This is a genomic window from Variovorax sp. SG517 (genome assembly GCF_013376045.1).
Classification (GTDB): Bacteria; Pseudomonadota; Gammaproteobacteria; order Burkholderiales; family Burkholderiaceae_C; genus Variovorax.
The window spans coordinates 269,637-283,346 of sequence record NZ_JABMJG010000002.1; the positions used below are offsets into that span (position 1 = coordinate 269,637).

At 66.7% G+C, this 13,710-nt stretch carries 14 protein-coding genes; 12 read left to right on the top strand and 2 right to left on the bottom strand.

What is annotated here, in order from left to right; all coding sequences use genetic code 11:
- Positions 1–135 precede the first annotated feature (135 nt).
- Positions 136–690, top strand: coding sequence for an NADPH-dependent FMN reductase (locus FHT32_RS06775; RefSeq protein WP_176663877.1), 555 nt, complete (start codon positions 136–138; stop codon positions 688–690).
- Positions 691–755: 65 nt separating this feature from the next.
- Here FHT32_RS06775 and FHT32_RS06780 read toward each other — a convergent pair whose 3' ends face one another.
- Positions 756–1,403, bottom strand: coding sequence for an FMN-dependent NADH-azoreductase (locus FHT32_RS06780; protein ID WP_176663878.1), 648 nt, complete (start codon positions 1,401–1,403; stop codon positions 756–758).
- 135 nt (positions 1,404–1,538) lie between these two features.
- Between FHT32_RS06780 and FHT32_RS06785 the strand changes: the two genes are divergently transcribed.
- The 8 genes from FHT32_RS06785 to FHT32_RS06820 all read left to right on the top strand — a co-directional run bounded on the left by FHT32_RS06785 (position 1,539) and on the right by FHT32_RS06820 (position 8,374).
- On the top strand, positions 1,539–2,453 hold the full coding sequence (locus FHT32_RS06785) for a LysR family transcriptional regulator (protein WP_176663879.1): 915 nt from the start codon (positions 1,539–1,541) through the stop codon (positions 2,451–2,453).
- Between the two features lie 119 nt (positions 2,454–2,572).
- On the top strand, positions 2,573–3,214 hold the full coding sequence (locus tag FHT32_RS06790) for a peroxiredoxin (protein WP_125950766.1): 642 nt from the start codon (positions 2,573–2,575) through the stop codon (positions 3,212–3,214).
- A gap of 24 nt (positions 3,215–3,238) precedes the next feature.
- Positions 3,239–3,814 (top strand): alpha/beta hydrolase, encoded by a 576-nt coding sequence (locus FHT32_RS06795; protein WP_176663880.1) that lies wholly within the window; start codon positions 3,239–3,241, stop codon positions 3,812–3,814.
- Positions 3,811–4,827: a sulfate ABC transporter substrate-binding protein gene (locus FHT32_RS06800; protein WP_176663881.1), complete on the top strand. Its 1,017-nt coding sequence runs from the start codon at positions 3,811–3,813 to the stop codon at positions 4,825–4,827. The genes FHT32_RS06795 and FHT32_RS06800 overlap by 4 nt, the downstream gene beginning before the upstream one ends.
- 136 nt (positions 4,828–4,963) lie before the next feature.
- Positions 4,964–5,851, top strand: coding sequence for a sulfate ABC transporter permease subunit CysT (gene cysT / locus FHT32_RS06805; protein WP_176663882.1), 888 nt, complete (start codon positions 4,964–4,966; stop codon positions 5,849–5,851).
- A 1-nt stretch (position 5,852) separates the two neighbouring features.
- Positions 5,853–6,755: a sulfate ABC transporter permease subunit CysW gene (cysW, locus tag FHT32_RS06810; protein WP_176663883.1), complete on the top strand. Its 903-nt coding sequence runs from the start codon at positions 5,853–5,855 to the stop codon at positions 6,753–6,755.
- 21 nt (positions 6,756–6,776) lie between these two features.
- A complete protein-coding gene (locus FHT32_RS06815) occupies positions 6,777–7,874 on the top strand; it encodes a sulfate/molybdate ABC transporter ATP-binding protein (protein ID WP_176663884.1) in 1,098 nt (365 codons plus the stop codon).
- Positions 7,871–8,374, top strand: coding sequence for a disulfide bond formation protein B (locus FHT32_RS06820; protein WP_176663885.1), 504 nt, complete (start codon positions 7,871–7,873; stop codon positions 8,372–8,374). Before FHT32_RS06815 ends, FHT32_RS06820 begins: the two co-directional genes overlap by 4 nt.
- Before the next feature lie 63 nt (positions 8,375–8,437).
- Here FHT32_RS06820 and FHT32_RS06825 read toward each other — a convergent pair whose 3' ends face one another.
- On the bottom strand, positions 8,438–8,857 hold the full coding sequence (locus FHT32_RS06825; RefSeq protein ID WP_176663886.1) for a hypothetical protein: 420 nt from the start codon (positions 8,855–8,857) through the stop codon (positions 8,438–8,440).
- Positions 8,858–9,135: 278 nt separating this feature from the next.
- Here FHT32_RS06825 and macA point away from each other — a divergent pair, with 278 nt between their 5' ends.
- Genes macA through FHT32_RS06840 form a run of 3 tightly spaced genes read left to right on the top strand, consistent with a single transcriptional unit; the run spans position 9,136 to position 13,677 of the window.
- Positions 9,136–10,296: a macrolide transporter subunit MacA gene (macA, locus tag FHT32_RS06830; RefSeq protein WP_176663887.1), complete on the top strand. Its 1,161-nt coding sequence runs from the start codon at positions 9,136–9,138 to the stop codon at positions 10,294–10,296.
- A complete protein-coding gene (gene macB / locus FHT32_RS06835) occupies positions 10,296–12,296 on the top strand; it encodes a macrolide ABC transporter ATP-binding protein/permease MacB (RefSeq protein WP_176663888.1) in 2,001 nt (666 codons plus the stop codon). The genes macA and macB overlap by 1 nt, the downstream gene beginning before the upstream one ends.
- On the top strand, positions 12,289–13,677 hold the full coding sequence (locus FHT32_RS06840) for an efflux transporter outer membrane subunit (protein ID WP_176663889.1): 1,389 nt from the start codon (positions 12,289–12,291) through the stop codon (positions 13,675–13,677). The genes macB and FHT32_RS06840 overlap by 8 nt, the downstream gene beginning before the upstream one ends.
- The last annotated feature ends 33 nt before the right edge of the window (positions 13,678–13,710 follow it).

The following is a 13,710-nucleotide window of genomic DNA, read 5'->3' on the forward strand; positions in this document are numbered from 1 at the left end:
GAAACGGAGCGAAACGGAACGTGTCATCTTGACGTCGTTCGGCCGTAAGCGGATGAACTTTTCCAGAAAAGGTCATGGGCGCTTCGCATAATCGCTTTCCTCATTTCCGACCCTCTCATCAAAGGAGCTTCACCCATGGCCCAGACCCGCATTGCCGTCATCGTCGGCAGCCTGCGCAAGGATTCGTTCAACCACAAGCTGGCCCTTGCGCTGGCGCACCTCGCGCCCTCGGACTTCACTTTCGAAAGCCTGCGCATCGACGACCTGCCGCTGTACAACCAGGACGACGACGGCAACCAGGCTGCTTCGGTGAAGCGTCTGAAGACCGAGATCGCGGCGGCCGACGGCCTGCTGTTCGTTACGCCCGAATACAACCGCTCCATTCCCGGCGTGCTGAAGAACGCCATCGACCACGCCTCGCGCCCCTACGGCCAGAGCGCCTGGGCCGGCAAGCCCGCCGGCGTGGTCGGCATCTCGGTCGGCGCCATCGGCACCGCACTGGCGCAGCAGCACCTGCGCAACATCCTGGCCTACCTCGACGTGCCCACGCTGGGCGCGCCCGAAGTGTTCCTGCAAGCCAAGGACGACCTGTTCGACGACAAGGGCCACATCGGCAACGAAGGCTCGAAGAAGTTCCTGCAGGGCTGGATGGACAAGTACGTGGCGTGGATCAAGAGCCACTCGGCCTGAGCTGCGTCCCACAAAGCAAAAAAGCCGCCCTCGCCGGGCGGCTTTCTTGTTTGAGCGCCAGGCGCTCAGGCAGCGATCGCGGCGTTGCGCTGGTTCGCGGCTTCGGCCGTCGCCACCAGGATGTCCGCGCGGGCCGATGCCAGGGCGCTGTTGCGGGCTTCGTCGCCCATCGCCACGCCTTCGGCGCGCACGATGCGTACGTCGGTGATGCCGAAGAACCCGAAGACTGCCTTGAGGTAGCTCTCCTGGTGTTCCATGGCCTGGCCGCCTTCGCTGGTCGAGTAGACGCCGCCGCGGCTGGAGGCCACGATGATGGTCTTGCCGCCGGCCAGGCCCACGGGGCCCTTGTCGGTGTACTTGAAGGTGCGGCCGACCTGGCCGAGGCGGTCGATCCAGGCCTTGAGCTGCGTCGGGATCGAGAAGTTGTAGAACGGCGTGCCGATGACGACCACGTCCGAGGCCAGGAACTGGCTCACGAGCTTTTCGGACAGGGCGTTTTCACGCGCCTGGGCTTCGGTGGGCTGGGCTTGCACGCCGACCTTGATGCCCAGCGCGTCGGCGCTGAAGTGCGAGGGGGCGTCCACGGCCAGGTCGAGGTACTCGACGGCGGTGTCGGGATGGGCGGCACGCCATGCGGTCACGATCTCGGCCGAGAGCAGGCGCGAGGTCGAGTTGGTGCCGAGGATGCTGGAGTCGATATGGAGCAGCTTCATTTCAATCAATCACTTTCTGTGTTGGCTGTCGGCACTGAAGATGGCCGGCGGATGGAAGAATTCTATTTTTCGACCGAGTAATCGATAAGTAGCCAAAATCTGGCTACATCGTTCCATCTGCGGGACAATGGCCCTATGCAAGACCTCAACGACATGGTTTTCTTCGCCGAGGTGGCCGAACGTGGCGGCTTCGCGGCTGCCAGCCGGGCGATGGGCATTCCCAAGTCGCGCCTCTCGCGCCGCGTGGCGGAACTGGAAGAGCGCCTTGGCGTGCAGCTGATGCAGCGCAGCACCCGGCGGCTGTCGCTCACGCCGGCCGGCGAGATCTACCTGCGGCACGCCTCGGCCATGCGCGACGCGGCGCAGGCGGCGGCCGAGGCGGTGGCCCAGGTGCAGACCGAGCCCAGCGGGCTGGTGCGGCTGAGCTGCCCGGTCACCATCGCGCACAGCGGGCTGGCCCAGCTCATGCCGGTGTTCATGGAGCGCTACCCGGCGGTGCGCATCGACATGAAGGTGATCAACCGGCCGGTCGACCTGATCGAGGAGGGCATCGACATCGCCCTGCGCGTGCGCCCGGTCATCGAAGACAGCACGGTGCTGGTCGCCAAGACCTTCGGCTACAGCCGCGGCGTGCTGGCGGCGAGCCCGGAGCTGCTGAAGCGGTACGGGCCGGTGCAGACGGTGGCCGACCTGGGCAAGCTGCCCACGGCGTCCATGTCGGTCAACGGGGAAGGGCGCAGCGACTGGCGGCTGGAAGGCCCGAACGGCGAGAGCCTCGTCCATTCGCACACGCCCCTGTACGTGGCGGACGACCTCGCCACGCTGCAGTTCGGGGCGATCGGGGGCGTTGGCGCCACGATGCTGCCCGACTACATGTGCCGCGCCGATATGGAAGCGGGCCGGCTGGTGCGCCTGCTGCCGGGCTGGGGGCCGCCGCCGGTGATCGCGCACATGGTGTTTCCGGCGCGGCGGGCGCTGGTGCCGGCGGTGCGAAAGCTGATCGATTTCCTGATGGAGCACCTGCAGAACGAGGACATGCGGATGTTCTAGCCAGGGGGCCGGATCGCTTCGTTATGCGGAAAACGTCATATCCAAACAAGCAGATATTCGTTTGGCATTGAAGCAAGGGTTCGCACAATCCACGACTCCCATCCAATCCAGGAGCGACCATGGCTACTCTGCGTCTAGGCGACACCGCCCCCAATTTCACCCAGGATTCCAGCGAAGGCCCCATCGACTTCTACCAGTGGGCCGGCGATTCGTGGGTCGTGTTCTTCTCGCACCCCGCCGACTTCACCCCCGTTTGCACCACCGAACTGGGCAAGACCGCGGCGCTGTCGGGCGAATTCGCCAAGCGCGGCGTGAAGCCCATCGCGCTGAGCGTGGACCCGGCCACCAAGCACAAGGAGTGGATCGGCGACATCAACGACACGCAGAACACCACGGTCAACTTCCCCATCATCGCGGACGCCGACCGCAAGGTGTCCGACCTGTACGACCTGATCCACCCGAACGCCTCGGCCACGGCCACCGTGCGCAGCGTGTTCATCATCGACCCGAAGAAGGTGATCCGCACCACCATCACCTATCCGGCGTCCACCGGCCGCAACTTCGACGAGATCCTGCGCGTCATCGACTCGCTGCAGCTCACCGACAGCCACAAGGTCGCCACCCCCGTGAACTGGAAGGACGGCGACGACGTGGTCATCATCCCGGCCATCCAGGACCCGGCCGAGCTCGCCGAGCGCTTCCCCAAGGGCTTCAAGGCCGTGCGCCCGTACCTGCGCATCACGCCGCAGCCGAACAAGTAAGCGGGCAAGGGAGGCAGCGCCGTCATGCAGACTCGCGTCGTCATAGTGCCCGGCTGGCGTGACTCCGGGCCCGGCCACTGGCAGAGCCTGTGGGAGGAGCGCATCCCGGGCGCCGCGCGAGTGGTGCAGGACGACTGGGCCTCGCCCAAGCGCGATGCCTGGGTCCCGGCGCTCGCCAAGCTGGTGCTCGAGCAGCCCGGCCCGGTGGTGATCGCCGCGCACAGCCTCGGCTGCATCGCCACGGCGCACCTGCCGGCCGAGGCTGCGGCCCGCATCCAGGGCGCGCTGCTGGTGGCGCCGGCCGACCCCGAGCGCCGCGCCGTGCTCTCCGATTTCGCTCCCGTGCCATATGCCGCGCTGCCGTACCGCAGCATCGTGGTGGCCAGCAGCAACGATCCGTACTGTCCGATCCGCCTGGCGGGCGCATATTCGCGCGCCTGGGGCAGCGAGTTCGTCCGGATGCAGAATGCGGGCCACATCAACATCGATTCGGGGCACGGGGACTGGCCGCTGGGCCTTGCCTTGCTCCAGTCGCTGACCGACGAGCCCGCCGCGTGGTCGGCGGGCCGTGAATTTTCAGAAAACCTGGCAACCACATGAATTCCAGAATCAAGACCTTCGCCGCCGTGCTCGCGCTGGCGTCCTCCGCACTCGCCGGCAGCACCGCCTTCGCACAGGGCACCGGGTTGCTGAACGCCTCCTACGACGTGGCGCGCGAGTTCTACAAGGACTACAACGCGGCCTTCGTGGCGCACTACAAGAAGGCGACCGGCAAGGACGTGAAGATCGACCAGTCGCACGGCGGCTCCAGCGCGCAGGCCCGCGCGGTGGCGGACGGCCTCGACGCCGACGTGGTCACGATGAACACATCCACCGACATCGACTTCCTGGCCAGTGCCGGCGTGGTCGCGAAGGACTGGAACAAGAAATTCCCGGAGAACGCAGCGCCGACCACGTCGACCATGCTGTTCCTGGTGCGCAACGGCAACCCCAAGGGCATCAAGGACTGGGACGACCTGGTCAAGCCCGGCGTGCAGGTCGTGATCGTCAACCCCAAGACCGGCGGCAACGGCCGCTACGCCTACCTGGCGGCCTGGGGCTACGTCAAGAAGAAGGGCGGCACCGACGCCCAGGCCGCCGAGTTCGTCGGCAAGCTGTTCAAGAACGTGCCGGTGCTGGCACGCGGCGGCCGCGACGCGACCACCGCCTTCCTGCAGCGCAACATCGGCGATGCGCTGATCACCTTCGAATCGGAAGTGGTCTCCATCGACCGCGAATTCGGGACCGGCAAGGTCGATTCGGTCTACCCGTCGATCAGCATCGTGGCCGAGAACCCGGTGGCCGTGGTCGAGCGCACCGTAGCCAAGAAGGGCACCGGCGAACTCGCCAAGGCGTACCTCGACTGGCTGTATTCCGAAGAGGCGCAGGAAATCGCCGCCAAGCACGCGCTACGCCCGCGCTCGCAGACGGTGCTCAAGAAGTACGCCTCGACCTTCAAGCCGCTGCAGCTCTTCACGGTGCAGGAGCTCTTCGGCAGCCTCGGCGAAGCACAGAAGGTGCACTTCAACGACGGCGGCCAGTTCGACAAGCTGTATACGCCTGGCGGAAAGTGAAGCACACCCCCAGTCTTCGCGCACTTCGTGTCGCTTCGCCAACCCCCTTGCAGGGGGCAACACCTGCGGCCCGGCAGAGCCGGTTCCGCGGTGTTCCACGAGCTGACCAGCGCTTCAACAACGGACCGTTCTCATCATGAGTGGTGTGACTTCTTCGGCGCTCCCAACCGCGGGAGCGCCTTTTTCGCGTGCCAACCGGGCAGGCGGCGCCAAGCGCGTGCTGCCCGGTTTCCACATCACGCTCGGGTTTTCAATTCTTTATCTGAGCCTGATCGTGCTGATCCCGCTGTCGGCGCTTGTCTTCAAGACCTTCACGCTGAGCTGGGAGCAGTTCTGGGTGGCCGTGACCGCACCTCGCGTGATGGCTTCTTACCGGCTGACCTTCGGCGCATCGCTGATCGCGGCCATCGTCAATGCGGTGTTCGGCCTGCTGGTGGCCTGGGTGCTGGTGCGCTACAAGTTTCCGGGCAAGCGCATCGTCGATGCGCTGGTCGACCTGCCTTTCGCGCTGCCCACGGCCGTGGCAGGCATCTCGCTGACGGCGCTGCTCGCGGGCAACGGCTGGGTCGGGCAACTGCTGGAGCCGCACGGCATCAAGCTGGCGTTCACGCCGGCGGGCGTGGTCATTGCGCTGATCTTCATCGGGCTGCCCTTCGTGGTGCGCACGGTGCAGCCGGTGCTGGAAGACGCCGAGAAGGAACTGGAAGAAGCGGCTACATCGCTCGGCGCGACGCGGCTGCAGACCTTCACCAAGGTGATCTTCCCGTCCATCGCGCCGGCGCTGCTGACGGGCTTTGCCATGGCCTTCGCGCGCGCCATCGGCGAGTACGGCTCGGTGATCTTCATCGCCGGCAACATGCCGATGATCTCGGAGATCACGCCGCTCGTCATCATCGGCAAGCTGGAGCAGTACGACTACGCGGGTGCCACCGCCGTCGCGCTGGTGATGCTGGTCATTTCCTTCCTGCTGCTGCTGGTCATCAACGGCCTGCAGGCCTGGCAGCGTCGCCGTTCGGGGAGCTGACATGAGTGCCCCTTCCAAAGTCGTTCGCCGCGCGCAGGCCGGCACCACCGAAGCCGCCTGGGTGCGCTGGCTGCTGATCGGCCTCGCGCTTGGCTTCATGTTCCTGTTCCTCGTGCTGCCGCTGGCGGCGGTGGCGACCGAGGCGCTGCGCAAGGGCGTTACCGCGTACGTCGACGCGCTGAAGGAACCCGATGCCTGGAGCGCCATCCGCCTCACGCTGATCACGGCCGCCATCGCGGTGCCGATGAACCTGGTGTTCGGCGTGGCCGGTGCCTGGGCCATCGCCAAGTTCGAGTTCCGCGGCAAGGCGCTGCTGACCACGCTGGTCGACCTGCCGTTCGCGGTGTCGCCGGTGGTGGCGGGCCTGATCTACGTGCTGGTGTTCGGTGCGCAGGGCTGGCTGGGCCCGTGGCTGGCCGAGCACGACATCAAGATCATCTTCGCCGTGCCCGGCATCGTGCTGGCGACCGTGTTCGTGACCTTCCCGTTCATCGCGCGCGAACTCGTGCCGCTGATGCAGGCGCAGGGCACCGACGAGGAGCAGGCGGCCATCGTGCTCGGCGCGACCGGCTGGCAGACCTTCTGGCGCGTGACGCTGCCCAACATCAAGTGGGGCCTGCTGTACGGCGTGATCCTGTGCAACGCGCGCGCCATGGGGGAGTTCGGCGCGGTGTCGGTGGTGTCGGGCCACATCCGCGGCCAGACCAACACCATGCCGCTGCACGTGGAAGTGCTCTACAACGAATACCAGTCGGTGGCCGCCTTCGCGGTGGCTTCGCTGCTGGCGATCCTGGCGCTGGTCACGCTGGTGATCAAGTCGGTGATCGAATGGCGCCATGAGCGCGAGATGAAGGCCATTGCCGAGCTGCCCCCGGAACGCCCCCCTGAAGCCACTGCGGCCTGAGAGAGTGAGAGAGAAGAAATCATGAGCATCGAAATCCGCAACATCAGCAAGCAGTTCGGCGATTTCCGCGCGCTGCGCGACGTGAGCCTCGACGTCGATTCGGGCGAACTGGTCGCTCTGCTCGGCCCCTCGGGCTGCGGCAAGACCACGCTGCTGCGCATCATCGCGGGGCTGGAGACGGCCGACGCGGGCAGCATCCTGTTCTCGGGCGAGGACACCACCGACGTGCACGTGCGCGAGCGGCAGGTGGGCTTCGTGTTCCAGCACTACGCGCTGTTCCGCCACATGACCGTGTTCGAGAACGTGGCCTTCGGCCTGCGCGTGAAGCCGCGCAAGGAGCGCCCGAGCGACGCACAGATCAGGGCCAAGGTGACCGACCTGCTCAAGCTGGTGCAGCTCGACTGGCTGGCCGACCGCTATCCCTCACAGCTCTCCGGCGGCCAGCGCCAGCGCATCGCGCTGGCCCGCGCGCTGGCGGTGGAGCCCAAGGTGCTGCTGCTGGACGAACCCTTCGGCGCGCTCGACGCCAAGGTGCGCAAGGAACTGCGCCGCTGGCTGCGTCGGCTGCACGACGAGCTGCACGTCACTTCCATCTTTGTCACGCACGACCAGGAAGAGGCGCTCGAGGTGGCCGACCGCGTGGTGGTCATCAACAAGGGGCAGATAGAGCAGGTCGGCTCGCCGCAGGAAGTGTGGGACCAGCCCGCGAGCCCGTTCGTCTACGGCTTCCTGGGCGACGTGAACCTGTTCCACGGCCGCGCCGACAACGGCGCGGTGCAGCTCCAGGGCATGCGCCTCGAATCTCCCGAGCACAGCGGCGCGCGCGACGCCAAGGCGCGTGCTTATGTGCGCCCGCATGACATCGACGTGACACCCTACATGACCGGCGCCTCGGGCATCGTCGCCACGCTGTCGCGCGCGATCGTCGTCGGACCCATTGCGCGGCTGGAACTTGAGCCCACCGAGTCGAATCCAGATAATCCGGGCTCCGGAACCATCATCGAAGCGCAACTCCCTGCGCAACAGTTCCGCGATCTGGGCTTGAAGGAGGGCGACACGGTCGTCGCCAATCCGCGCAAGGCCAGAGTGTTCGTAGAAGAAGATTGGGTATCTCCTTGATCGATTGGTACTTCGGCGCGCCGCGCCGCGCGTTCGGGCTGATCTGCCTGGCCTGTGTCCTGATGCTGGCCTTCGGGCTCTACCTGCAGCACGTGGTCGGGCTCGAACCCTGTCCCATGTGCATCGTGCAGCGGTATGCGCTGGTGCTGGTGGCGCTGTTCACCGGCCTTGCCGGGGTGTTCCGCAACGTGGGGCTGCGTGCGGTGAGCGGCGTGCTGGCGTTGCTGGCGGCCGTCGGCGGTGCCTACACGGCGGCCTCGCAGAGCTGGCTGCAGTGGTATCCGCCCGAAGTCGTGAGCTGCGGCCGCGACCTCTACGGAATGATCGAGACCTTCCCGCTGAAGCGCGCGCTACCGATGATCTTCCGCGGCGGCGGCGACTGCTCGAAGGTCGACTGGTCGCTGTTCGGACTGACGCTGGCAAACTGGTCGTTCGTCGCGTTCGTGGTTCTGTCGCTGCTGCTGATCACGCTGCTGGTGCGTTCGCGCCGCGCGCGCTGAGCAACTTTTTCAGTTCTCTGGAAGCCGCCCCCGTCTGAGGGCGGCTTTTTCACGTCGCGAGGTTCAGTTGAACCAGCCTTGGCCCGAGAAACCGCAGGCCATTTCTTCCAGCAGGCTGCGCCAGTACCAGCGGCTCGCGCAGCTATCGACCAGCGCGGTATTCACGGGCTGAGCCATTTCAGGCTTGGCTGCGGGCGCAGCAAAGCTCAGCAGGTCTTGCTGCGCGGAAGCCTCTTCCATCCTGATCTTCGAAGCGGGCGCGCCGACGCTGGCGATGACGCCAGCCGTCTGCAGCGCGTCGCCGTCCTGCGGCATGTGGGTTGCGCTCGCCGCGCCGCTGAAGGCCAGCAGCGCCGCAATTGCACCACCCAGTGCTGCATTGCGCAGCAGCGTTTTCGACTGTTTGAATTTCATGGTCGTTTCCCTCAATTGAATGCGTCGGAAAAGAGATGCCCCGCCGCGCAAAAGATATTCACGGCTCATTGGCATCTGCTGTGGCGGGCGGCTTGCAATGCGCTGCCCAATTGCGAATGTAGGAGTGCAATTCGGGTGCAGACAGTGCCTAAAGTCACGATCTGGCCGGGGCTCGAATCGCCGTGCGTTCGCTTGTAAGAGGATGGTGTCAATACACGGCGCGGGTCTTTAAAAGTCCTTCAGCAAACGCAGCTAGGATTGTGCGAAAACCCGCGTAGTTTCTTTTTTGGCGCCGAATTCCTCGAGCGAAACAACCCGCCCTGGCGCCTTCATTCCTTTTCCTTTGCATGCCCAATAAACCGCCCCGGCGATCGCGCAAATACCTGATCGGCATTGCCGTTTTCATCGTGCTGGCCATCATTGGCTCCTCGTTGCTGAGGCCGGCGCAGAAGAGTGAATACCTCACCGCCACCGTGCAGCGCACCGACCTGGAAAACGCCGTGCTCGCCACCGGCGTGCTGCAGGCGCTCAAGCAGGTGGAAGTGGGTGCGCAGGTGAGCGGCCAGCTCAAGTCGCTGAAGGTGGTGCTCGGGCAGACGGTGAAGAAGGGCGACTGGCTTGCCGAGATCGACCCCGTCATCTCCCAGAACACCCTGGCGCAGGAGCAGGCCAAGCTCGACAACCTGCAGGCGCAGAAGCTGGCCAAGGAGGTGCGCGTCAAGCAGGCTCAACTCACCTGGACGCGCCAGCAGGAAATGCTCGCGCAGGATGCGGCCGCGAAGCAGGACATGGAAAGCGCCGACGCCGAGCTGCGCGCACTGCGCGCCGACGCGGTGTCGCTCGAGGCGCAGATCCGCCAGCAGAAGCTGGCCGTGGCCTCGGCGCAGCAGAACCTCTCCTACACGCGCATCGTGGCGCCCATCGACGGCGACGTGGTCTCCATCAACACGCTCGAAGGCCAGACCGTGGTCGCCGCCTTCCAGGTGCCCACGCTGATGAAGCTGGCCGACCTGTCCACCATGACGGTCAAGGCGCAGGTCTCCGAAGCCGACGTGGTGCGCGTGAAGCCGGGCCAGCCGGTGTACTTCACCATCCTCGGCGACCCCGACAAGCGCTACCACGGCACGCTGCGCGCGGTGCAGCCTTCGCCGGAGAAGATCAACAACGCGGTGTTCTTCAACGCGCTCTTCGACGTGCCCAACCCCGACCGAACGCTGCGCGTGGACATGACGGCGCAGGTCGCCATCCTGCTGGGCGAGGCGAAGCAGGCGCTGACCGTGCCGTTGACAGCGCTCGGCGAGCGCGACAAGGACGGCCGCCAGGAAGTGCGCGTGCTCAAGGCCGACCAGACCGTGGAAAAGCGGAAGGTGCGCGTGGGCATCTCCAACAACTTCCAGGCGCAGGTGCTCGAAGGCCTGAAGGAGGGCGACAACGTCATCACCGGCGATGCCTCCGCAGTGCCCGAGCGCGGCGAAACCGGCGACAGCGGCGGCCGGGGCAAGCGCTGATGCTGCAGGAACCGAAGAAGCCACTGCTGAGCCTGCGGGGCATCGGCCGCAGCTTTCCCTCGGGCGAGCAGGAAGTGCAGGTGCTCAAGGACGTGAACCTCGACATCGGCGACGGCGAGATGCTGGCCATCGTCGGCGCCTCGGGCTCGGGCAAGTCGACGCTGATGAACATCCTCGGCTGCCTCGACAGGCCGAGCACGGGCACCTACACCGTCTCGGGCCAGGACGTGGGCGCGCTCGACAGCGACGCGCTCGCCGAACTGCGCCGCGAGCACTTCGGCTTCATCTTCCAGCGCTACCACCTGATGCAGCACCTGACGGCCACCGGCAACGTCGAGGTGCCCGCTGTTTACGCCGGCACCGACGGCCAGGCACGCGAATCGCGCGCGCGGCAACTGCTCGCGCGCCTGGGGCTGGGCGACCGCACCGAGCACCGGCCCAGCCAGCTGTCGGGCGGCCAGCAGCAGCGCGTGAGCATCGCGCGCGCGCTCATGAACGGCGGGCAGGTGATCCTGGCCGACGAGCCGACCGGCGCGCTCGACAGCCGCAGCGGCCAGGAGGTCATCGGCATCCTGCGCGAGCTGCACGCGCAGGGCCACACGATCATCATCGTGACGCACGACATGCAGGTGGCGAGCTGCACCGAACGCATCATCGAGATCGCCGACGGCGTGATCGTGGGCGACCGGCCCAACGTGCCGAGCGTTACCGCGCCCACGCAGCCGGCTGCGCAAGCCGACGCCGCGGCCCCCACGGCGATGACGAAGCCCAGGCTCGGTATCGCCCGCTTCAGCACCGGCTGGGCCCGCTTCGCCGAAGCCTTCCGCATGGCCTGGCGCTCGATGATGGCGCACCGCATGCGTACGGCGCTCACGATGCTGGGCATCGTCATCGGCATCACCTCGGTGGTGTCGATCGTGGCGATCGGGGAGGGCGCCAAGCGCTACGTGCTGTCGGACATCCGCGCCATCGGCACCAACACGCTGGACGTGTATCCGGGCCGCGACTTCGGCGACGACAAGGCCACCAGCATCCGCACGCTCATACCTTCGGACCTCGACGCCATCGCGGCCCAGCTCTACGTGCACAGCGTGACGCCCACCACCTCGCGCAGCCTGCGTCTGCGCTACCGCAGCGTCGACATCAACGGCACCGTGAACGGCGTGAGCGACAGTTTCTTCCGCGTGCGCGACATGCAGATGGCCAGCGGCGCGGCCTTCACCGCCTCCGACGTGCGTCATCAGTCGCAGGTGGTGGTGATCGACCAGAACACGCGGCGCAAGCTGTTTCCCGACGGCACCGAGCCGGTGGGCAAGATCATCCTGGTGGGCAGCCTGCCGTGCACGGTGATCGGCGTGGCGCAGGAGAAGAAGACGGTGTTCGGCGACGGCAACAAGTCGCTCAACCTCTGGCTGCCCTACAGCACCGGCGCGAGCCGGCTCTTCGGGCAGCAGCACTTCGACAACATCACGGTGCGCATCCGCGACGACCAGCCGACCAAGGCGGCGGAAGACAGCATCGTCAAACTGCTCGCGCTGCGCCACGGCACCAAGGATTTCTTCACCTTCAACATGGACAGCATCGTCAAGACGGCGGAGCGCACCAGCCAGTCGCTCACGCTGCTGCTGTCGCTCATCGCGGTGATCTCGCTGGTGGTGGGCGGCATCGGCGTGATGAACATCATGCTGGTGTCGGTGACCGAGCGCACGCGCGAGATCGGCATCCGCATGGCAGTGGGGGCGCGCCAGAGCGACGTGCTGCAGCAGTTCCTGACCGAGGCGGTGCTGGTGTGCCTGGTGGGCGGCCTGATCGGCGTGACGCTTTCGTACGGCATCAGCTTTCTCTTCTCGCTTCTCGTCAAGCAATGGCAGATGATCTTTTCAATCGGCGCCGTGGTTTCGGCATTTCTCTGCGCGTCGCTGATCGGCGTGCTGTTCGGCTACCTGCCGGCGCGCAACGCGGCTCGGCTGGATCCCATCGAGGCGCTGGCTCGTGAATAAGGCGCCTCTTCTTTCGTCGGCGGTGGCGGCGGCCGTGCTGCTGCTTGGCGGTTGCACCCTCTTTCAGCCGGAGCAGAGGGCGCAGCGCCCACTGGATATTCCGCAGGGCTGGCAGCAGTCGCCCGGCTCGGGCAGCGCGGCGGCGATGCTCTCGTCCGGCTGGTGGAAGGCCTTCAACGATCCGCAGCTCGACCAGTTGATCGACAACGCGCTGCGCACCAACAACAACCTGGCCGCGGCGGGCATCCGCGTGCAGCGCGCACAGCTGCAGGCCGGGCTGGCGAACACGAACCTCACGCCCGGCGTGGTCGGGCAGGCCAGCACCAGCCGCAGCTACGACCTCAAGCGCGGCGGCGTGGCCGGTTCCGCGTCGAGCTCGCTGGTGACGCTGAGCTACGAGCTCGACCTGTGGGGCCGGCTCTCCGCGGTGCGCAGTGCCGCCGACTGGGAGCTGAAGGCCACCGAATCCGACCGCCAGGCCACGGCGCTCGCCCTGATCGGCACCACGGCGGGCGCCTATTGGCAGACCGGCTATCTGAACCAGCGCATCGCGCTCAGCGAGGCGGGCATGGAGGACGGCCGGCGCATCCTCGCGCTGGCGCGGGTCAAGTACGCGGCGGGCGCGGTGTCGGGGCTGGACGTGGCGCAGGCCGGCCAGAACCTCGCCACGCAGGAGGCCGCGCACACGCAGTTGCTGCAGCAGCGCGTGGAGGCGCGCAACGCGCTGGCGATCATCTTCGACCAGCCGCCGCAGCAGATGGCCGCCGAGCCGACGCAGCTGCCGGACACCGCCTTGCCTGTCATCGATGCCGGCTTGCCCGCGAGCCTGCTAGGCCGCCGTCCGGACCTGCGCGCCGCCGAGCAGCGGCTGCGAGGCGCCCTGGCGAACGTCGACGCCACGCGAACCGGCTTCTATCCAGCGCTGAGCCTGACGGGCTCCCTGGGCACCTCGAGCACCGCGTTGGGCGAGCTGCTGAAGAACCCCGTGGGCACGTTGGGCGCGGGGCTGACGCTGCCGTTCCTGCAGTGGAACACCGCGCGGCTCACCGTCGCGGTATCGCAGACGCAGTACGAAGAGGCGGTGGTGGGCTTCCGGCAGTCGCTCTACACGGCGTTGTCGGAGGTCGAGAACGCGCTCTCGTCGCGCGCACAGCTTCGCGCGGAAAGCGAGAAGCTTGCGCTGGCGCTGCAGGAGGCGCAGCGCGCCGAGCGGCTGTCGGAGGTGCGCTACCGCGCCGGCGCGACCGCGCTGCAGCCGGTGCTCGACGCGAAGGACAGGCGCCGCACGGCAGAGGTATCGCTGGCGCAGAACCGGCTGAACCAGCTCAACGCCACGATGACGCTATACAAGGCGCTGGGCGGAGCGGCCGAGGCGTCGTAGCGCATTGCTCCCTCTTCTCCCAGGGGGAGGGGG

Coding starts and splice junctions, on each gene's coding strand:
- macB (WP_176663888.1), top strand. CDS start 10,296: ATGCTGCAGGAACCGAAGAAGCCACTGCTGAGCCTGCGGGGCATCGGC.
- FHT32_RS06780 (WP_176663878.1), bottom strand. CDS start 1,403: ATGAAGCTGCTCCATATCGACTCCAGCATCCTCGGCACCAACTCGACC.
- FHT32_RS06825 (WP_176663886.1), bottom strand. CDS start 8,857: ATGAGCCGTGAATATCTTTTGCGCGGCGGGGCATCTCTTTTCCGACGC.
- FHT32_RS06775 (WP_176663877.1), top strand. CDS start 136: ATGGCCCAGACCCGCATTGCCGTCATCGTCGGCAGCCTGCGCAAGGAT.
- FHT32_RS06800 (WP_176663881.1), top strand. CDS start 3,811: ATGAATTCCAGAATCAAGACCTTCGCCGCCGTGCTCGCGCTGGCGTCC.
- FHT32_RS06795 (WP_176663880.1), top strand. CDS start 3,239: ATGCAGACTCGCGTCGTCATAGTGCCCGGCTGGCGTGACTCCGGGCCC.
- cysT (WP_176663882.1), top strand. CDS start 4,964: ATGAGTGGTGTGACTTCTTCGGCGCTCCCAACCGCGGGAGCGCCTTTT.
- FHT32_RS06790 (WP_125950766.1), top strand. CDS start 2,573: ATGGCTACTCTGCGTCTAGGCGACACCGCCCCCAATTTCACCCAGGAT.
- FHT32_RS06785 (WP_176663879.1), top strand. CDS start 1,539: ATGCAAGACCTCAACGACATGGTTTTCTTCGCCGAGGTGGCCGAACGT.
- macA (WP_176663887.1), top strand. CDS start 9,136: ATGCCCAATAAACCGCCCCGGCGATCGCGCAAATACCTGATCGGCATT.
- FHT32_RS06815 (WP_176663884.1), top strand. CDS start 6,777: ATGAGCATCGAAATCCGCAACATCAGCAAGCAGTTCGGCGATTTCCGC.
- cysW (WP_176663883.1), top strand. CDS start 5,853: ATGAGTGCCCCTTCCAAAGTCGTTCGCCGCGCGCAGGCCGGCACCACC.